At 58.3% G+C, this 18,977-nt stretch carries 18 protein-coding genes and 1 tRNA gene; 9 read left to right on the plus strand and 10 right to left on the minus strand.

The window, feature by feature from the left end; all coding sequences use genetic code 11:
* Positions 1-50: 50 nt before the first annotated feature.
* A complete protein-coding gene (locus ACUXVH_RS30700) occupies positions 51-1,199 on the minus strand; it encodes a MalY/PatB family protein (RefSeq protein ID WP_065364241.1) in 1,149 nt (382 codons plus the stop codon).
* Positions 1,200-1,713: 514 nt separating this feature from the next.
* Here ACUXVH_RS30700 and ACUXVH_RS30705 point away from each other — a divergent pair.
* Entirely contained in the window at positions 1,714-2,754 is a 1,041-nt protein-coding gene (locus ACUXVH_RS30705; protein WP_011061749.1) for an ABC transporter substrate-binding protein, read from the plus strand.
* A gap of 105 nt (positions 2,755-2,859) precedes the next feature.
* Here ACUXVH_RS30705 and ACUXVH_RS30710 read toward each other — a convergent pair whose 3' ends face one another.
* The 3 genes from ACUXVH_RS30710 to ACUXVH_RS30720 form a co-directional block, all read right to left on the minus strand.
* Positions 2,860-3,741 carry a helix-turn-helix transcriptional regulator gene (locus tag ACUXVH_RS30710; RefSeq protein ID WP_065364240.1) on the minus strand — a complete coding sequence of 294 codons (882 nt, stop codon included), beginning with the start codon at positions 3,739-3,741 and terminating at the stop codon, positions 2,860-2,862.
* Positions 3,742-3,815: 74 nt separating this feature from the next.
* Entirely contained in the window at positions 3,816-5,234 is a 1,419-nt protein-coding gene (locus ACUXVH_RS30715; protein WP_011061747.1) for an aminotransferase, read from the minus strand.
* 54 nt (positions 5,235-5,288) lie between these two features.
* Positions 5,289-6,389: a polyamine ABC transporter substrate-binding protein gene (locus ACUXVH_RS30720; RefSeq protein ID WP_065364239.1), complete on the minus strand. Its 1,101-nt coding sequence runs from the start codon at positions 6,387-6,389 to the stop codon at positions 5,289-5,291.
* Positions 6,390-6,794: 405 nt separating this feature from the next.
* Between ACUXVH_RS30720 and ACUXVH_RS30725 the strand changes: the two genes are divergently transcribed.
* From ACUXVH_RS30725 to ACUXVH_RS30735, 3 genes are all read left to right on the plus strand, one after another.
* Positions 6,795-6,868 (plus strand) — tRNA-Cys (locus ACUXVH_RS30725).
* Between the two features lie 223 nt (positions 6,869-7,091).
* Positions 7,092-7,481 carry a (deoxy)nucleoside triphosphate pyrophosphohydrolase gene (locus ACUXVH_RS30730; RefSeq protein WP_065364238.1) on the plus strand — a complete coding sequence of 130 codons (390 nt, stop codon included), beginning with the start codon at positions 7,092-7,094 and terminating at the stop codon, positions 7,479-7,481.
* Positions 7,441-8,298, plus strand: a complete 858-nt coding sequence (locus tag ACUXVH_RS30735; protein ID WP_255313854.1) for an HNH endonuclease — start codon at positions 7,441-7,443, stop codon at positions 8,296-8,298. The genes ACUXVH_RS30730 and ACUXVH_RS30735 overlap by 41 nt, the downstream gene beginning before the upstream one ends.
* A gap of 308 nt (positions 8,299-8,606) precedes the next feature.
* On the opposite strand, the gene ACUXVH_RS30740 is transcribed toward ACUXVH_RS30735, so the two are convergent.
* Positions 8,607-9,536 carry a LysR family transcriptional regulator gene (locus tag ACUXVH_RS30740; RefSeq protein ID WP_019092750.1) on the minus strand — a complete coding sequence of 310 codons (930 nt, stop codon included), beginning with the start codon at positions 9,534-9,536 and terminating at the stop codon, positions 8,607-8,609.
* A gap of 278 nt (positions 9,537-9,814) precedes the next feature.
* On the opposite strand from ACUXVH_RS30740, the gene ACUXVH_RS30745 reads away from it, so the two are divergent.
* The 3 genes from ACUXVH_RS30745 (at position 9,815) to ACUXVH_RS30755 (ending at position 12,719) form a co-directional block, all read left to right on the plus strand.
* Positions 9,815-11,251: a purine-cytosine permease family protein gene (locus ACUXVH_RS30745; RefSeq protein WP_065364236.1), complete on the plus strand. Its 1,437-nt coding sequence runs from the start codon at positions 9,815-9,817 to the stop codon at positions 11,249-11,251.
* A gap of 39 nt (positions 11,252-11,290) precedes the next feature.
* The gene (locus ACUXVH_RS30750; RefSeq protein ID WP_053152175.1) at positions 11,291-12,268 is read left to right on the plus strand and encodes a carbon-nitrogen hydrolase family protein; all 978 of its coding nucleotides are present in this window, start codon (positions 11,291-11,293) and stop codon (positions 12,266-12,268) included.
* Positions 12,269-12,335: 67 nt separating this feature from the next.
* A complete protein-coding gene (locus ACUXVH_RS30755; protein ID WP_011061741.1) occupies positions 12,336-12,719 on the plus strand; it encodes a hypothetical protein in 384 nt (127 codons plus the stop codon).
* A 145-nt stretch (positions 12,720-12,864) separates the two neighbouring features.
* Here the strand turns inward: ACUXVH_RS30755 and ACUXVH_RS30760 are convergent, their stop codons facing one another.
* Together ACUXVH_RS30760 and ACUXVH_RS30765 are read right to left on the minus strand one after the other, a co-directional pair.
* Positions 12,865-13,827 carry a bifunctional GNAT family N-acetyltransferase/nucleoside diphosphate kinase regulator gene (locus tag ACUXVH_RS30760; protein WP_073698942.1) on the minus strand — a complete coding sequence of 321 codons (963 nt, stop codon included), beginning with the start codon at positions 13,825-13,827 and terminating at the stop codon, positions 12,865-12,867.
* A 287-nt stretch (positions 13,828-14,114) separates the two neighbouring features.
* On the minus strand, positions 14,115-14,597 hold the full coding sequence (locus ACUXVH_RS30765) for a hypothetical protein (protein WP_065364235.1): 483 nt from the start codon (positions 14,595-14,597) through the stop codon (positions 14,115-14,117).
* A gap of 290 nt (positions 14,598-14,887) precedes the next feature.
* Between ACUXVH_RS30765 and ACUXVH_RS30770 the strand changes: the two genes are divergently transcribed.
* Complete coding sequence (locus ACUXVH_RS30770; protein ID WP_041774288.1) at positions 14,888-15,247, plus strand: hypothetical protein; 360 nt, start codon at positions 14,888-14,890, stop codon at positions 15,245-15,247.
* Positions 15,248-15,523: 276 nt separating this feature from the next.
* On the opposite strand, the gene ACUXVH_RS30775 is transcribed toward ACUXVH_RS30770, so the two are convergent.
* The gene (locus ACUXVH_RS30775; protein WP_065364234.1) at positions 15,524-16,354 is read right to left on the minus strand and encodes an alpha/beta fold hydrolase; all 831 of its coding nucleotides are present in this window, start codon (positions 16,352-16,354) and stop codon (positions 15,524-15,526) included.
* 235 nt (positions 16,355-16,589) lie between these two features.
* Here ACUXVH_RS30775 and ACUXVH_RS30780 point away from each other — a divergent pair, with 235 nt between their 5' ends.
* The gene (locus ACUXVH_RS30780) at positions 16,590-17,069 is read left to right on the plus strand and encodes a MerR family transcriptional regulator (RefSeq protein ID WP_019092743.1); all 480 of its coding nucleotides are present in this window, start codon (positions 16,590-16,592) and stop codon (positions 17,067-17,069) included.
* A gap of 15 nt (positions 17,070-17,084) precedes the next feature.
* Here ACUXVH_RS30780 and ACUXVH_RS30785 read toward each other — a convergent pair whose 3' ends face one another.
* Both ACUXVH_RS30785 and ACUXVH_RS30790 read right to left on the minus strand, forming a co-directional pair.
* A complete protein-coding gene (locus ACUXVH_RS30785) occupies positions 17,085-18,011 on the minus strand; it encodes an acetoacetate decarboxylase (ADC) (protein ID WP_375538625.1) in 927 nt (308 codons plus the stop codon).
* Positions 18,012-18,099: 88 nt separating this feature from the next.
* Entirely contained in the window at positions 18,100-18,930 is an 831-nt protein-coding gene (locus tag ACUXVH_RS30790) for a type 1 glutamine amidotransferase domain-containing protein (protein ID WP_065364233.1), read from the minus strand.
* Positions 18,931-18,977 lie beyond the last annotated feature (47 nt).

Raw genomic sequence — 18,977 nt, forward strand, 5'->3', positions numbered from 1 at the left:
CCCCCACTTCGTCCCCGACACAGCAGCCGCCAAAGTGGGGGGGTGGAGAATCAGCGCCGTTGCAGGCTGTCCTGCAGGCGCTGGATGCCGTCTTCCAGCAAGGCCCGCGGGCAGCCGAAATTCAGGCGCACGAACTGCCCGCAGTCATCTCCGAATTCCAGGCCGGCGCTGAGGCCGACCTTGGCTTGCTCGAGGAAGAAGGCGTGGGGGTCGTCGAGGCCCAGGGCGCTGCAGTCGAGCCAGGCCAGGTAGGTGCCCTGGGGTGCGTGCATGCGGATGCCGGGCAGGCGGGTCTGCACCGCGTGCAGCAGGTAGTCGCGGTTGGCCTGCAGGTAGCCCAGCAGGGCCTGGAGCCAGGGGCCGCCGTGGGTCAGGGCGGCCAGGGTGGCTTCCAGGCCCAGGGGGCTGACGCTGTCTACCATGCCGGCGCGGGCATTGTTGAAGGCCAGGCGGGTGGCAGGGTCCTGGATGATGGCGAAGCAGGTCTTCATCCCGGCGATGTTGTAGGCCTTGCTGGCCGACATCAGGGTGATGGTACGCCGGGCGATTTCCGGGCTCAGGGAGGCGGTGGGGATGTGCCGGCGGCCGTCGAAGCACAACTCGGCATGGATCTCGTCGGAAATGATCAACGCGCCCTGGTCCAGGCAGGCAGTGGCCACCGCCAACAGTTCGTCCCGGGGGAAGACCTTGCCCAGGGGGTTGTGCGGGTTGCTCAGGAGCATCGCGCCGGCACCTTGCAAGGCCTGGCGCAGGGCGTCCATGGGGGTGTCGTAGGTTCCGTCGGCGGTGAGCTGGAACGGCACTTCGACCTTGTCCAGGCCCCAGTTGCCCGGAGCCAGGCGCAGGGGGCGATAGTTGGGGGTTTGCAGCACCACCTTCTGCTGCGGCTGGACGAAGGCGTGCAGGGCCATGTTGAACCCGGGCTCGACCCCGGGGAGGAAAATCAGCTCGTCGGGCCTGACGCGCCAGGCGTATTTGTCCCACAGGTCGGCGACCACCGCCTCGCGCAATTCGTCCCGGGCCACGCTATAGCCCAGCAGCGGGTGCTCCAGACGCTGACGCAGGGCCTGAAGGATGCCATCGGCCACGGCGAAATCCATGTCCGCCACCCACATCGGCAGGACATCCTCGGGGTAGCGGCTCCATTTGGTGCTGCCGGTGCCATGACGGGAGTGCAGGGTATCGAAATCGAAGCTCATGAACGGATCTCGTCGGGTCGCGGGGGAGAAAGGAACTGATTCTAGCCTCACCTGGCGCTGAACCGGCCGGCCCAGTTGCGGCTTTTTTACCCCGGCTGTTTTCTAGGCAGCTTTTCCCTTGCCTGTGCCTCACAAAAACCTCGTTTCGCAACGCCCCGGGTTATGGAAACAATGAACCCCTGCATCCGCCTGCCCGACTGCCACGGGCGCTCCTGCGATGCACTGCCGATCGATTTGTTCTTCCTACAAAAACAACAGGGAGCAAGCGATGAATTGCCATTCGCGCATGACCACGGCCGGTTGCTCCGGACGGGTCGCCACTACACCAAACGATCAGGGCCGCAGAGCCCGCAACGGTGATGATCCGGCTACGCGGCCTGCGCCGCGCGAGCCCTTGCGCCGCTGACCAAGACTCGTAGTGCCTGGTGCTGTACCGCCCGTTGCATACGGTCGCTTCCAGGCTCTTGTTGTGCGGGTTCGTGCGGGCGAGCCGGCTTTCTTGAGGATGGGTTTCATGTCCAACACCTTGCGTTGCGGCGTTGCGTTGTCGTGGGTCTTGCTGTGCACCGGGGCTTACGCCCAGCCGCAGAACCTCACGGTCATTTCCTTTGGCGGAGCCACTAAACAGGCTCAGGAGCAGGCCTACTTCCAGCCATTCAACCAGAGCGGGGCGGCCCGGGTAGTGGCCGGCGAATACAATGGCGAGCTGTCGAAGATCAAGGCCATGGTCGATGTCGGCAAGACCAGCTGGGATGTGGTCGAAGTGGAGAGCCCGGAGCTGCTGCGTGGCTGTGACGAGGGCCTGTTCGAACCCCTGGACCTGGCCCGTTTCGGGGACCCGGCGCAGTACGTGCCCGGCACGTTGACCGAATGCGGGGTCGCCACTTATGTGTGGTCGATGGTCATGGCCTTTGCCCCGCAGAAGCTGGCGAAGGCGCCGCAGTCCTGGGCGGATTTCTGGAACCTCAAGGACTTCCCCGGCAAGCGCGGCTTGCGCAAGAGCGCCAAGTACACCCTGGAAATTGCCTTGCTGGCCGACGGTGTGGCGCCTGCCCAGTTGTATCAGGTGCTCAACACCCCCGAGGGCGTGACCCGGGCCTTTGCCAAGCTCGACCAGATCAAGCCCTACATCCAGTGGTGGGAAGCCGGGGCTCAGCCGCCGCAGTGGCTGGTGGCCGGTGACGTGGTGATGAGCGCAGCCTACAACGGGCGCATTGCCATGGCCCAGAAGGAGGGCATGCAACTGAGCATCCTCTGGCCTCAGAGCCTGTACGACCCGGAGTACTGGGCGGTGGTCAAGGGTTCGCCGAACAAAGCCCTGGCCGAAGCCTTCATTCTGTTTGCCAGCCAGCCCCAGGCGCAGAAAGTGTTCTCTGAAAACATCCCCTACGGGCCGGTGCATCGTCAGGCGCTGCCGTTGCTGCCTGAGGCGGTGCAGCGGCAACTGCCGACCTTCGAGGCCAATTTGAAGGGCGCCAGGGCGGTGGATGCGGGGTTCTGGGTCGATCATGGCGAGGAGCTGGAGCAGCGTTTCAACGCCTGGGCCGCTCGCTGATGGAAAGGCCGTAGGAGCGAGCTTGCTCGCGAAGATCGTCACCGAAAACGCCGCGTTCACTCAGTGACCGCGGCGTTTTTGAGCGCATCGCGAGCACGCTCGCTCCTACAGGGGGCTTTGGCTGGTGGGTGCGGGCTGGGTCAGCCAGTCGATGAATAGCGCGAACAGCTCGGCCTGGGAGTTGATGGTCAGCTTGGTGTAGAGGTTCTTGCGGTGCATGCGCACGGTTTCCGGGGAAATCTCCAGCACCTTGGCCGTGGATTTTACCGAGTGCCCCCGCAGGATCAGGTGGGCAATTTCGCGCTCGCGAACCGTCAGCAGTGGCTGGCCAAAGCTCATGAACGCCGCTTCGATCTGCTGGTTGAAGTTGGCCGGTGCCGGGGCGGGCAGTGCGTCCTGACTGGCCAGGCGCAACAGCGGTTGCAGGCCGCTACCGCCGAAACGGCGGATCAGCTCGCGCACCAGCGGTTCCACCGCCCGCAACAGCGCCAGGGGTTCGCTGGCGAAGCGCTCGCCGCTCAGGCCCTGGAACATGCACAGGGAAATCTTGCTCTGGGGATCGAGGTCGACGATGTAGTAACTGTCTTCCGCGCCCCCGGTCTTGAGGTAGTAGGTCTTGTAGTACTCGCTGCTGAAGAAGTCGTCCGGGGCGATTTCCGACAGGTGATAGAAACCTTCGGCCAGGCCGTTTTCCACCGCCAGGCAGAACGGATCCAGCAGATAACCGCGGGAAAAGTAGCGGTTGATGATCTCGTCGCGGTAGGCGCCGACTATGCCCCGTTCATGCAGCAATTGCGGTGGCAGGCCCTTGCGTTCCAGGCTGATCATCATCGATTCGATGGGCGTCAGGGCGTTCAGCGCCGTCGCCAGGTGCTGCAGGAAGGTGCCATCGTCCACGCTGCCGAAGGCCTGGGCCAGGCAGGCGTGCCAGGCCTGCAGGGCAGGGAGGCTGAGGGGGGCGGTAGAAGTGTTTGCAGGTGCGCTCATGCCCGGCAGTCTAACGGTCGGGCGCAGGCCCGGTAAGACCCCGGGCCGATATTCGCGCTGCCAGCGGCTAGGGGTCATTGGCCCAGGTACTGGCCGTTCTGGCGCAGTTCGGCGGCGGCTTCGAGGATGCAGTCGCGCAAGGTGGCGACTATTTCGTCGATCTGCTGGCGAGTGATGATCAAGGGGGGCGACATCACATTGAGATGGCCGATGGGGCGCACCAACAAGCCTTTGGCCTGGGCCCGCAGATGGATGCGTTCGGCGATGTTCAGCCCGTCGGGCAGCAGCGCCTTGGTGCGTTTGTCGGCGACGAATTCGACGCAGGCCATCAGCCGCTTGCAGCGCACGCTGCCCACCAGGGGTAGTTCGGCCAGGGTCTGCAGGCGCTGCTCCATATAGACGCCGACCTCTTCGACATGGGCCAGCAGGTTTTCCCGCTCGATGATCTCGATGTTCTTCAACGCCGCGACGCAACTCACCGGGTGCCCGCTGTAGGTGAAACCGTGGGTGAAGCAGCGACCCTTGCCCGGCTCGCCGATGACCTGCCAGATGCGCTCGGAGAAAATGCACGCGCCCAGGGGCAGGTAGCCCGAGGTCAGGCCCTTGGCAGTGGTGATGATGTCCGGCTGCATGCCGAACACTTCCTCGGAGGCGAAGAAAGCACCCAGGCGGCCGAAGGAGGTCACCACTTCGTCGGCGACATACAGCAGGTCGTAGCGCTGGCAGATTTCCCACATGCGCCGGTGATAACCCTCGGGAGGAATGATTACCCCACCGGAGCCCATGATGGGTTCGGCGAAGAACGCCGCCACCTTGTCCGGGCCCAGGGTGAGGATCTTGTCTTCGAATTCCGCTACCAGGAACTCGAGGAAGTCCGCTTCACTCATGCCGGCCGGCGCCCGGTAGTAGTTGGGGCAGGAGATGTGGTGAAACAGGTCGCTCATGAAGTCGAATTCAGGCGCTCGGTCAGCGGCCTTGTTACCGATGGACATGGTCAGGAAGGTGGAGCCGTGGTACGCGTTGTGCCGCGAGATCACGTGCTTCTTCTCATGCTTGCCGCGACTGTTCTGATAGAACTGCACCAGGCGGTAGGCGGTGTCCACCGCGGTGGAGCCGCCGGTGGTCAGGAACACGTGGTTCAGGTCCCCTGGGGCCAGGCTTGCCAGCTTTTGGCAAAGCTCGATGGCGCTGACATTGGCCATGTCGCAGAACGGGTTGGAGTAGGCCAGTTGCCGCACCTGGTCGGCGATGGCCTCGGCCATTTCCTCGCGGCCCAGGCCGATGTTGGTGCACCACATGCCGCCTACGGCATCCAGGTAGCGGGTGCCGGCGGTGTCATAGATGTAGGCGCCGTCGCCGGCAGCGATATTCAACGACCCCTGCTCGCGGTGTTCGTCGAACATATGGAAGCCGTGCATGTAGTGCGCCTTGTCGGCGGCCACCAGTTTCGAATCGTCGAACTGCTGGAAGAAGGCGTCGGGTTGGATAGCCATGGGCTTCACCTCGGGTAGCAATATAGGGTGGAAAGTCTGTGGGGGCGGGGGGGCTCACTTGCCGATCTTCACCATGTTCCAGGTACGGGTGATCAGCCGGGTGCTGGCGGGCGTCTGGATCTTCTGGGTGAACAGCCGCTCGCGGGTCTGGGCATCGGGGTAGATCGCCGGGTTGTCCCGCACCTCGGCGCTCAACAGTGGTGTGGACTTGAGATTGGCGTTGGCGTAGCGGATGTAGTCGCTGACCTCGGCCATTACCTTAGGTTGCAGCAGGTACTGGATAAAGGCATGGGCGCTGGCCACGTTCGGCGCGTCGGCGGGGATATAGAAATCGTCGAACCAGATCAGCGAGCCTTCCCTGGGAATGAAATAGTCGAGCTTGACCGGTGCCCCGGCCTCGTTGGCCCTGGCCTGGGCCGTGGCGTAGTCGCCGGACCAGGTGGCGCTGACGCACAGGTCGCCATTGGCCAGGCCATTGAGGTAGCTGGTGGAGTCGAACTTGCGGATATAGGCGCGCACCGCCATCAAGGCATCCTGCGCCGCTTTCAAATCCTCGGGGGCGGCGCTGTTGGGATTGCGCCCCAGGTAAGCCAGCACCAGCGGCAGAATGTCGGTGGGCGAATCCTGCAGCGTCACCCCGCAATCGGCGAAGCGCGACACCACCTTGGGATCGAAGAGCATGGCCAGAGAACCGATGGGCGCGTCCGGCATGCGCTCGCGGACCTTGTCGACGTTATAGGTCACGCCATTGCTGCCCCAGGTGTAGGGCGCCGAGTACTGCACACCCGGGTCGTAGCTTTCCAGGCTCTTGAGCACCTGCGGGTCGAGATTCTGCCAACTGGGCAGCAAGGCCTTGTTCAGCGGCTGGAACACCCGCGCCTTGATCAAGGGCGGCACCAGGGCCGCGTTGAGCACCACCAGGTCGTAGCCGGAGCGCCCCGGCAGCAGCTTGCCCTGGACGGTTTCATAGGAATCGAAGGTGTCGTAGATCACCTTGATCCCGGTGGCCTTCTCGAACTCGGCGAGGGTGTTCTCGCCGATATAGTCCGACCAGTTGTACAGGCGCAGGGTCTTGTCTCCAGGCTCACCGGCCTGTGCCCAAGCCGCCGTCAGTGCCAGAACCACGCCAAACATCGCAGGGAAAGCTGTACGCATACTTCAATTCCGCCTTGAACGTGATGGAAGGAGCCCGGGTCGAGCCGTTGGCGTAACTGTCCGCGAGCGCCCCGGCCCACGCCATAACCCGATCGGGTAGGTGGGCAAACACAGAAGGGGGCAGCTATCTGGATGGGTTTGTGCAATCATCCCGCCTCGTTGGCGAACACCAGGCTGTTCGCCCGACGGATTGGCTCAGCCCGGAAACCTGTAGAAACAGCCCGGCAGAAAAAATCTCGAATAGGAGTTGCCAGGAATGGAAAACACGTCCATAATTGCGACCATTCCTCAGCGAGGAAACGGAAAAACTCTTTATAAATCAAAGAGTTACGAGATGAAGTTGATCTCGTTAGCCGTTCCAGTTTGTACGTGTCCAGTGTTGTGTTTCAGGCATTGGACATTTGGGGCCGAGTAGCAAAATGGTTATGCAGCGGATTGCAAATCCGCCTACGCCGGTTCGATTCCGACCTCGGCCTCCACCCTTGAAAACCCCGTAGATTAACGTCTACGGGGTTTTTTATTGCCTGGGATTTGGGCAGTCACTTCCGCAATTTTTTAGATCACTTCCGCAACTCGCCTGTTTTTGGCGTCGCACTGAAGAGAATTTCCCTTCCCAGAGTGCGGGCTGGTGATGGTTCTCGGCTAAGATGTTTTCCCTTCGTTCCTATGGATCTTTCGGACTTGGCGATAAGGAATCGCGCTATGAAAGCACCAGTAGCTGCCGCGGTCGTACATCGCGACGGGAAAATTCTTATCACGCGCAGAGCTCCAGGCCAGAAGCTGGCGGGCATGTGGGAGTTTCCGGGCGGTAAGCTTGAGCATGGCGAAACACCGCAGGACTGCATCACCCGTGAACTACGTGAAGAGTTGGGTGTTGAGTCCGTCGCCGGCGAGATTCTCACTTTTTCGATTTACACCTATCCCGGCGGCACGATCGAACTGATCGCCGTCAGCGTCGTTTTGCAATCCATCCAATTCGTCCCGCAGGTACATGACCTGATCGAGTGGGTGCGACCTCACGAATTACTGCAATACGACCTTGCTCCTGCTGATGTTCCAATTGCTGAAGAGATCATCCGAACATATGGTTAATTTTGTTCCTCCAGTCCCAGGCTCTAATCTCAATAACGACGATCTGACGCGTTTGTTTCAATGCAGTCCGCAAGGTGGGATGCGCCGCTCAAATCGTACTAACACCCTCGTCATCGTTTCGAACCATGTGGCGTCCATTTATGACGATCGCTGGGTTAATGATGTGCTGCACTACACCGGTATGGGGCAGCAGGGTGATCAGTCGCTGGAGTTTAACCAAAACAGAACGCTGAACGAGTCTCGTACCAACGGCGTATCCGTGCATCTGTTCGAAGTATTCACTGCTAAAACCTATACCTACATCGGTGAGGTAGTGCTGGCTGATGAGCCGTATCAGGAGAGGCAGCCTGACGCTGAGGGGCAGGAGCGCTTTGTGTGGGTATTCCCGCTACGCCTCAAGTCAGGTGCTTTGCCGGCCATACCAGAATCCACGCTGCAACAGCTAAACCTGGTGAAAGAGAAGCAAGCTCGTAAATTGAGTGATGCGGAGGTGGAGGCCCTCGCTCGGCGCCAGGGGCGGGCCAGTGTTGGAAAGCGCAGTGCCAAAGTTACCCAGCATCAGCGTTCGGCCTGGGTAGCGGAGCATGCCAAGCGCAGATCCAAGGGGCGGTGTGACTTGTGCCAAGAAGCTGCACCGTTCAACAAGAAGGACGGAACCCCTTTTCTGGAGACGCACCACATTGTGTGGCTTGTAAAAGGCGGGGCCGATACGGTGGAGAATACAGCTGCGCTTTGCCCCAACTGCCACCGCAGAATGCATGTGCTGGATGATGATGCAGACAGGCAACTATTGAACGCACGGTTGAGCGGTTTTTAATTAAATAGTTGTACAAGGAAGAAGAAATTGGTTTTGAACGCGAAGGTCCGAAGTGTACTAACCACTACATCGTTCAAGGAGATGGCTTGATCGTTTATCTTCCTGATGGTAGCCAGCGGACAACTATTCTCAGTGGCCTTGACCTTCAAATGGTAGCACTGACCCACTTGCGTGGACTTATTACTGTTCTGCAGTCCTCCACTTAAGTGGAGGACATAATCATGAGCGGATGAAAGACGCTGTATGCGACAGCCATTTGCCTAAGGTATGGAAAAGTGCTTTCGACGGACGGGTTTGTTTGTCATTTTTCAAACTTGCGTGCTCGAGTTCAATGTCACCGAGTGCTTTGCGGCCTGCAACGCTTGCATCAGCTTGGCCAGTGACTCTGTTGGGACTTGCCCTTGTCGGGTGATGCTGTGAAATGCTGCGTTATACCTCAGCCGCTGCGGTGCAATTACACGCAACATGCCACGTGCTACCCAGATATCGGCGTAGTGGGTCGGTAGGTAGCCGATGCAGGTGCCGGAAGCAATCAGTGTGGCAATGGCTTCCATGGAGAAAGCGCTTACCGAGTTGCCGAAGCGCAACTTGTGCGGCCGGCGGCTTTCGAGCATGTAGCCACGGTCTACGTAATCTGCGGCACCGATCTCCTCGTCCGTAAAATGCTCGTCGGGACGTGCAAAGAAAGGATGACCCCGCCCGCAATACAGGTTTTGTTCTTCCTCGAACAGCGCTTGGTAATGCAGGCCTGAAAGCTGGTGGTTAAAACAACCGATGGCGAGGTGCAGACGCCCTTCGAGCACGGCTTGCTCAAGCTCGTCGGCACGCATTACCTGCAGGTCGATGCGGGTACTGGGCGAAACCAGGCGAAAGGAAGCGAGGGCCTGCGGCAGCGGTGCCTGGTCAAGCGAAAGCAGGTTATCGACGCTGCCAATCTGCAAGAACTCTGGATACTTTTCGTTAAGCATGACTACCCGCCGATGAAAGCGGTCGATATCAGCATACAGTTCCTGCGCCGCTGCATAAGTTTGGGCGCCTTGTTCGGAAAGTTGAAAGCCGCTCTTGCCACGACGGCAGAGGGAGTAGCCGAGGCGGATTTCCAGATCTCGCACCAATGTGCTCAAGCGAGGCAGGCTGGTATTTAAGCGTACCTGCGCGGCAGTGAAGCCTCCAGCCTCGACGATGGTGCAAAAGATGCGCAGTTTGCGCAGATCCACGTCTGAGAGATTAGTGAGCATCAAAACCTCCGATGTAGAGACACAAACGCTATAGGGACAGCCCTTATACCAGCAAATTTACCTTGCGAATCAATGCGACTGAACTGCACCGAAAGAGGCCGTTTTTTAGTTGCGATTTCGAGTAAGTCAGGTTCCGTACTGCAGGATTTACCAGCCATTTTTTTCTTCCGATACTCGCGGTGCTGCTGGTCGGTAGTGTTGCGGGGAGGGGAGCCACTGCCGCGGCCCACACAAGCAAAACTTCACCCAGAACAAAAATAACGATTACGGAGTGCGGTATGGCAACTCAACGAAGTAGCGGATCGAGCAGGCCCGCCATTGAAGCTCGCTCAATCGATTATGTGCCTCGTGCAGAGCGGCACGGTAAGGTCTGGCACCAAGGCCCGTTCTGGTTTACCGGCAACTTTGTGTTTCTCACCATGATGGTCGGCTTTGTTGGGCCAAGCATGGGGCTCAGCATAATGTGGAGTGTACTGGCGATTGTAATAGGTGCTGGCTTTGGCACCGTGTTCATGGCCTTGCACGCCAACCAGGGCCCCAAGATGGGCTTGCCGCAGATGATTCAGTCTCGTGCGCAATTCGGTAGCCGCGGTGCCATTGTGCCGTTTGCGGCGACCATCTTTGTTTACATCGGCTTTATAGTATTCGGCGTCATTTTGGTCACTCAGGCCATACAGCTGGTTCTGCCGGGCTCGACGTGGTTCTGGTACCCCATGTTGATTGCGATCAGCATCGTGATTGCACTGGTGGGATATGACCTGTTGCACTTTGTGCAACGTTGGCTCACGTATCTGCTAATTGCCGTGTTTGGCATCGTGACGTTGATGGCTGTTACTGCACTGCCAGCGGCAGCTCCAATACCGGTGAACTCGGGTTGGAACACCACTGCGTTTCTCGTGCAGTTGTCACTTGCTGCTGGGTACAACATCAGCTATTCGGTGTATGTCTCCGATTATTCGCGCTACCTGCCTCAAGACTCGTCCAGCCCCCGGCTGATCTTCTGGACGTACTTGGGCGCGACTGCGTCGGCGATATGGCTGATGTCGCTGGGAGCGGTGTTGTCCAGCTATATACCGGGCGCCGATGGCATCGTTTCGCTGGTGCAAACCGGTAATTATTTCTTCCCTGGCTTTGGCATATTCGTCGCGTTGGTGGGGGCCGTCGCGCAGTTGTCGGTCACCGGCATAAATAGCTATGGCGCCATGCTAACTGGAATCAGCGCGGTGGACGGCTTCCATCCAGTACGCCCCGGTGTCCGCGTGAGAGTGATCGGCCTGAGCGTAGTGGGCCTGCTGTCACTGGTGATCGCTTTGGCGTTACCGGATGCCTATATGGCCAGCTTCAATGGCTTTGTACTGCTTATGCTGTACTTCCTCATCCCATGGACGGCGGTCAACCTCGTCGACTTTTATGCGATTCGCAAAGGCGAATACGCCATCGCCGAAATATTCAATCCGCACGGTGTATATGGCCGTTGGGCCTGGCGAGGTGTACTGGCCTATCTGGTTGGTTTTGTCGCAATGGTGCCGTTCTTCTCGCTTCCGTTTTTCGTTGGCCCAGTAGCTGCGGCACTGGGCGGTGCGGATATCGCATTCATCCCCGGCTTGTTGATTTCCGGCGGCCTGTATCTCGGGTTGGCGCGCAACCTCGAACGCTCATCGGAGATCGCAGCGCAACGCCAAAGTCAGCTCGTGCTTGAAGGTATTGCCGGCTGAACGCTCACCGATAAACGACCATCAGAAAAAGGTTTTTAGATGATCAGCAAATGCGAAAAAACAGTCGCTATTGTGCAAATGCCTGCGGCTCTTCTTGATCGAGCCGAATCGATGCGCCTGGCAGCCGAACATATCAAGAGTGCTGCGCTCAAGGAGGCGCAACTCGTGGTATTCCCGGAAACGTGGTTGAGCTGTTACCCCGCATGGATATTTGGAATGGCGGGCTGGGACGATGCGCAAGCCAAGTTCTGGTACGCCAAGCTACTGGCGGACAGCCCGGTTATTGGCCAGCCTGACGACATGGACGATGACCTTGCGGTGCTTCGCGAGGCTGCGCGTGTTAACGCAGTCACCGTGGTGATGGGTATGAACGAGCGCTCCCGGCGCCACGGCGGCTCGCTCTACAACTCTCTAGTCACTATTGGCCCGGAGGGGACCATTTTGAATGTGCACCGCAAACTGACGCCGACCCACACCGAACGCACGGTATGGGCCAACGGAGATGCCGCAGGTCTACGGGTGGTCGATACCGCGGTTGGTCGCGTGGGAGGGCTGGTGTGCTGGGAGCACTGGCACCCGCTGGCGCGCCAGGCCCTGCATGCACAAGACGAACAGATTCATGTGGCGGCATGGCCGGACATGACGGAAATGCACCATGTTGCTGCCCGTTCCTATGCCTTCGAAGGGCGCTGTTTTGTGCTTTGCGCTGGCCAGTACCTGAACGTTGCTGATGTGCCAGCCGAGTTACTGACGGCTTACCGCCTTGGGGTTGGCGGCAACGGACTGGAGGAGCGTTTACTGTTCAATGGTGGATCTGGTGTGGTCGCTCCAGATGGTTCCTGGGTGACGGCACCGCTCTTTGGGGAACCTGGAATTGTCCTGGCAACCATCGACCTTGCGCAGATCGATGCCCAGCACCATGACCTCGATGTGGCAGGTCATTACTTGCGCCCGGATGTCTTCGAGCTCTCGATTGATCGACGCGTACGTACCGGTTTAACGCTGCGCGACGACTGAATATCTCCTCAACCCTATATTCCGGGTGGCCGTGCATAGGCCGGCCCGGAATCATTAAGGCTAACTCATGGTTCATGTACTTTTGGCTACAGCGCTCTTATCCATCATGTTGGGTGCGCTCTCCGGCTTTGCCGTTCTGGCTTCCGTCGACTACCCAGCCAAGCTCCGTGCCCTAGGTGTGGTCAACCCGATGCGCGTGCGGCAGGCGCATCTGGACTGGATCATCATGGGGACGGTGATGGCGGTCACCGCGCTTGCCAATCCTCAGCTTCCCGACTGGGTCGTTGCGTTGGTGATGTTTGGTGGCGTGGTCAATCCGCTGACGTTTGTGCCCATGGCGTTCTCCACTACGGTGGAGACCACCAAGGCATTTCAATGGGTGTCTTTTGTGTCGTTTGTTTCGTTGAGTGTGGGACTGATCGCCGCGGCGGCTTATTTTATCTTTGGTTGAGTCATCAACACCGATAGCCGGCTAGACCTGTTCTACCGCCTCCTGCATTTGACCAAATCAGCGGGCCGCTCAAGCACGAAAAGCGCGGCACTCTCCTTTGGGGAATCCTCGCGCTTGATGGCCGAACACTAAGCAAAAGGCGCACTTACAGGTGGAAATCCCCCGCAGCCTCCGGCTGGTAAAGCACTTTCCTGATTTCAATCCGGCGGGTGCGATCAGAGATTCGCCAGTCGATGGTGTCCCCCTCCTGATAGCCAAGGATGGCGGCGCCTATATCGGAATACACCGAATGCTTCCCTGCGGTGCTGTCCGCGTCTTCAGGGTAGACCAAGGCCACTTCGATCTCTTCGTCGTCCAGTTGCAGCAAGGCCCTGGAGTTCATCGTGATGACGTTGCGCGCCACGTGCTGGGGCTTGACGACAATGGCTCGCTCAAGCTCATGTTCGAGTTCAACAATCGTCGGGCCTTGCTCGAACACGATCAGGCTCTCGAGCCTGGCCTTGTCGATTTCAGTGATGTAGATCTCGGTGGAGTCGACAACGGTACCTTCGCGCAAGAACTGGAGATAGCGCTCGGCCGTCATGGAAAATGATTTCAATGTCGGCGTTTCGCTTTCAAGCACAAAGCCGCTGCGCTGAAAGGCTTTCAGCGAGCGCGTGTTGTCCGGGTGGATCTTGGCGATGAGCTTCTCGGCCCGCATGTCGAGGAAGGCCAGTTTCATGCCTTCGCGGATGGTGCGGGCGCCCAGGTTCCGGCCCCATTTGTCGCTGTCTCCGATGACCAGGACTATCTCGCAATTGGAGCCGGTCTTGATCAGACGGACAAAGCCCACCGGGGCGTCATGCCGGTCATAGGCCATGAAGAACCGGCCGTCCCGGTTGAATAGATGGGTCAGGACCGGCAATTGAGTCCGATCGATGACTTGTTCGATGGAGCGGGAGACGTGACGCGAATCGCTCAGAAAGCAGGTAACGCGCTCATCCTCCAACCAATCCATCAATGTCAGCGCGTGCGCCCGAGTAATTTCAGGGCACAGTGTAATGAAAGGCTTGTTCATCTTGACCACACTTATCTGTAAAGAATGGAAGCCTTTCATGGCTATGGTCATGACGGTTCTTCGGCAACCGCGCATTTTAAGATATACCGCGAGGAATGGCGAACATCCCGGCGTGTTCGAGGAAACCATCGTTTTGCCCCAGGATCCGGTCCAGAGGTTCGCCGTAAGCGACTCCATCAGATGTATGTGGATGTCCTGGCATGACCGGGCGTAACAGTTTCAGTGCTTTGGATCATGTGGCCGAACCCGCTTTTGGGGGAGGAGAGAGTTTCGGCCCGCCAAGGCCCGTCTGGCGGCGTTTCAGCGCAGTGAATCTAAAGATGCCCGGCCGGGCCAATCTATTCGTGAAGCGTGTATTTTCCGTTGGCTGCAATAAAATCTTGAAAGCCTTTGATAAAGGCTTTTCTTGTGCCAGGTAGTATTTTTTTTAGAGCCAGAAAATAAAGATAGATAGGCGTCGCGTCCCCAGTGCCTTCCTCTATCCAGCACTCTTCTGTTGCAAAGCAAAAAAGTACACAGCGTATGAGGTTCGCAAAGTCTTCATCTGATTTACGGTGCTGTTGCTCTACCGTCCAGAGTTCTAGTACAAGCCTTCTCCGGAGATCCCCATCGCTTTCTATAGGTTCTCGCTGGATGCTTTTTTCGATATATGGAATCAGCACTTTCAACTTAGGGGTGGAAATGCTAGCAAGTACACCGCCGTCGATCAGACTGAGCAAATAGCGTGCGTACTGACGTGTTATTTCACTGAAAGGCACGCTCGCTTCAAGTAACGCCTGTTCAAGGTAATCGAACTCTTGAACCTCCAGGCTATCAATCATCATACAGCTCCATCTTTTACTCTTATCGTGCAGCAGCAATCGGCCGAAAGCGGTCAGTGCAGATTCAGGTAGGGGTTCGAGGTCCTATTCTCGCTACCTTGGTTGCATTTGGCGAGCTGGTTGTTGGGGGGGGGGCGAGACCCTGGGCTGGTAAGCTGATAGCTAAGAACAACTACTCATCACAGAGGGCAATGACCCGCAGATGGCCGCCCTTGCGCATCGTGCAGCTCGGGCGCCGTCGATGTTGGTTAGAATGGCGTGTTGAAGTCTACTGCTCGCAAGGAAACCCAATGAGCACTGAAAAGCCAGAGCCTTTGCTCATCCTTCAAAGGTTTCTAGATAATGTTTATGTGAAGGCTTCGAAAAGCCAGAATGTTTTACTCAAAAGAAATCATGGCCACTACACATACGCGAATGGAATACTCTTCGTCTACGTGACGATCTTCCCTAAAGAGGTTGAGCTTGTTTTTGAAAGCAAGCAGGTAGGTAACGGGGTTTTTAGTATTGTTTTGGATATGTGCATGTCCAGTGGAGAAGTACTGGCTGGCAACCTGCTGTCTCTGAATGGGAGATGCGAGGAGATCAGCACGGCATTGGCCTCGCAAGAAGATTGGGTGTTGGCCCTGTTGTTAAAGTGCTTGGGCACCTGAGTCTTTTTCCAGAGCGTGGACACCGCAGGCGTTCCGGTTTGCCGGTTCGCGTGCGCCGAGTTTATGCAGTGACCGCTTCTGGCTGTGGATTCAACCGGTCGATGCAACAGATTGGCTAAATCGTTCGGCGGGTGTTTCGTAGTCTAGTGTTTTCCGAGGGCGGCTATTTAGCTGCCTTGCAACTTCATTGAGTGTGGCTCGCGGGTGAGGGCGGCGACTCGGTCTTTGCCCCGAGCTTTAAGCCAGCAAGGGCGGGTCTTTACCCGCCCCAGTGGTTTAGTTACGCACGAACGCCAGTAGATCAGCGTTAATCGTATCGGCGTTAGTTGTCGGCATTCCGTGGGGGAAGCCGGGGTAGATTTTCAGGATGCTGTTTTGCAGAAGTCCGGCGGACAGAACTCCGGCATTTTCATAGGGCACGATCTGGTCATCGTCCCCGTGCATCACCAGTACGGGGATCTTTATGCTCTTCAAATCCTCGGTGAAGTCGGTCTGAGAAAACGCCACGATCCCGTCATAGTGTGCCTTGGCACAGCCCATCATGCCTTGTCGCCACCAGTTCCACACGACGCCCTCGGACGGTTTCGCACCTGGGCGGTTGTAGCCGTAAAAAGGTCCTGCCGGAACGTCGTAATAGAACTGTGCGCGGTTGGCTTTTAGTTGGCTCTGCAGGTCGTCGAAAACCGATTTCGGCAAACCGCCAGGATTGTTCGCAGCCTGAACCATCAGCGGCGGCACGGCGCTGATGATGGCAGCCTTCGACACCCGGTCTTCACCGTGGCGCGCGATGTAATGGATGACCTCACCCCCGCCTGTGGAGTGTCCGACATGGACGGCGCCTTGTACGCCGAGGTGGTCGACCACGGCGGCAACGTCGTCGGCATAGTGATCCATGTCGTGGCCGTCCCAGACCTGGCTGGAGCGCCCATGCCCCCGTCGGTCGTGGGCAACGACCCGATAGCCGTGGTCCAGGAAAAAGAGCATCTGCGCGTCCCAATCGTCTGCGCTGAGCGGCCATCCATGATGGAAAAAGATGACCTGGGCATCACGTGGCCCCCAGTCCTTGTAAAAGATTTCAACACCGTCCCGCGTAGTGACGTATCCCATGTTCGTATCTCCTGAGTGAAGGTATGGCCTCGACCGATTCGAGATTCGGCCTTGGCCCTGATGAACGAAGTGCAGCCCATTCCATAGGTGTTGCAGAGGCTGTGTTTGTCGATTGGTCTGCGTCTACCCATGAGCCCATGACGGTGGAGCAATGCATTGAACCTGGGCAGCTTGGCCGCTTTATGACTTTAGGTTTAAAGTCAACTTCAAGGTCAACGGTTTTTAGGGGTGAGGTATGAGAATTGGTGAATTGGCGAAAATCAGCGGGTTGGCGCCTTCTCGCATCCGCTTCTATGAGGCCAGTGGCCTGATCAAATCGGTCGAGCGCAAGGCAAATGGATATCGCGATTACGCACCGGATACCGAATGGGTTCTCGAGATCATTACCGGCGCCCAGGCAGCGGGCTTTTCGTTGGATGAAATCCGCCAGTTGATGCCGATGAATGCTAGTGGCTGGCAACACGATCAGTTGCTGGGTGGCCTCAAGCAAAAGGTCGAGGAAATTGAAGTCCTGCAGCAGCGGCTGGCCCAGAACAAGGAGCAACTGCTGCTGGTCATCAAGGGCATCGAGGGCAAACCCGAGGGCATGGCGTGTGCGGACAATGCGCAAATGCTGATCAATCGTTTGCGCGAAGAGGGCGTGGCGCCTGCTTCGGGCAAACGTGCAGCAGGGGCCGCCAGGAAGAGAACCACCCGCCAGGCGTACGGGGCCTGACGGGCACCCCAGCTCTCAGCGCTCGCCAACCAGCGTAGCGAGCGGTTTTGGCGCATAGAGTGCGCTCTGGAACTGCGGTACGTATTCGTACTTCAGCAGTTTCCCCAGCTTCAGGGAGCGGATGTAGTTCGACAGGCTGCCGTCGCCCAATGTGAGGATGGCCGCATCGGCGTCACGGCTGGAACCGTGGCTGAGCTGGCGGGAAACAGCATACCCGTAGGCCAGTTGGCCCTGGTGATCGAGGTTGGTGAAACTGTTGGTGATGATTTTGACATTGCGGGATAACTTCTCGAGCTTTTTCGCGGTGAAGGAGAGGTCCAGCTTGCCGGTCTGGCTGTCGGTGATGTCATAGACCACCGATTGCGCACTCTCTTTGCGGTCAATGCCGGTCAGCCACTTCGGCAGGTTGTAACCGACGACACCGCGTACCCGTGCCAACTCTGTATTGACCGGCAACTTGAGCACGTAACCCCAGAAGTCTCCCGAGATTGACTGGCCAATCAATGTGAGCGGACCCAGGTTGGCTTTGCCGGGTTTGTTGGTGATGATCGACACGGCCACCTCGTTGTAGGCGTCGTTATCGCAATGCTCGTAGGTATACGCGGTGAACGCGATCAGGCCACGCCCCGGCCAGATCTGCAGCGGTTGCACCGTTGCTGCCAGTTCGGTCGGCATCAGCACCCGGAGCCGGTCGAGGTCGGCCGTGTAGACAGCCGTAACCTGGCTGTTCTGGTAGTAGAAGTTGGGCGAAAACGACTCGAAGCCTATCTCGACCTTGTTCTTTTCCAGGCTCTTGAACCAGCTCAGATCAACGCCTGGTATTTCGGCGGCGATTACCGATAGTGGCGGGTTGGACCGAAAGCGGTCGTAGAGACCGCCTTTGACGACGGGCACCTGATGGCCGGCGATATCGATGAGGGTGGTGTCGGTCGGACTGGGCATTTCAGGCGTCTCCGCCAACGCTGCGTTGGCAAATGGGTTGAACAGCAATGCTGTCGAAAGCTCGGTTGCGAGTTTCAGTCGCTCTTTTTCAAGGGGCCGGGATCGACCCTGAGGGGCAGCGAGTTACGTCGCTCGCGCAGAGCGCGGCGGTCACGGCTTCAGCTACGGCCCGGGGCGATTGCGGGTTCTGGCCGGTCACCAGCCTTCCATCAGTCAGGGCAAATGAAGTGAACGGCAGCCAGCCCTTGTGGTAACGCGCGCCCTGGCTTACGAGCCGGTCCTCAAGGAAGAAGGGCACCTGGCTTTTCATTCCCGATAGCCACTCTTCGCGATCAGAGAATCCGGTGATGTTTCTGCCTTTGATGATCAACCGGCCCTGGTCATCTTTCAGATCCAGGAGACCCGCTACGCCATGGCACACGGCTGAGACGATGCCACCCTGGTTGTAGATGGTTTCGGCCACGCGCCGCAGATCTGGGTTGTTGGGAAAATCCCACATGACCCCGTGGCCCCCGGTGAAATAAATGGCGCTGAAGCGGGAAGGGTCCACATCAGCGATCGGCAACGTGTTCTGCAGCCGAGCGCGAAAGGTTGCGGACTGCAAATGCCGCCGGGCGGCCTTGTCCATGTACAACCACCCCAGGCTCCGCTCGTCCAGAGGCACCGCGCCCCCTTTGGGGCTGGCAAATACTGTGGTGTAGCCGGCAGCTTCCACCACATCGGTGAAATGTGTCAGCTCCGTCAGCCACAACCCGGTGGTATCGGTGCGTGAGGGATAGCTGGCGTGGTTGGTCATGATCACCAGTATCTGGTGCTCCCTGGAACCTGCCATCGAGGAGTTCGGCTGAGCATTTGCGCTTGTCATGAAAGCACCACCTATCAATATCAATACACAGGAAACAAGGAGCTTGATCATCATTCCGGCTTCATCAGGCGAGCAGTTCGGCGCATGCTCACCTTAAACCT

Source organism: Pseudomonas sp. 8(2025) (assembly GCF_052665325.1).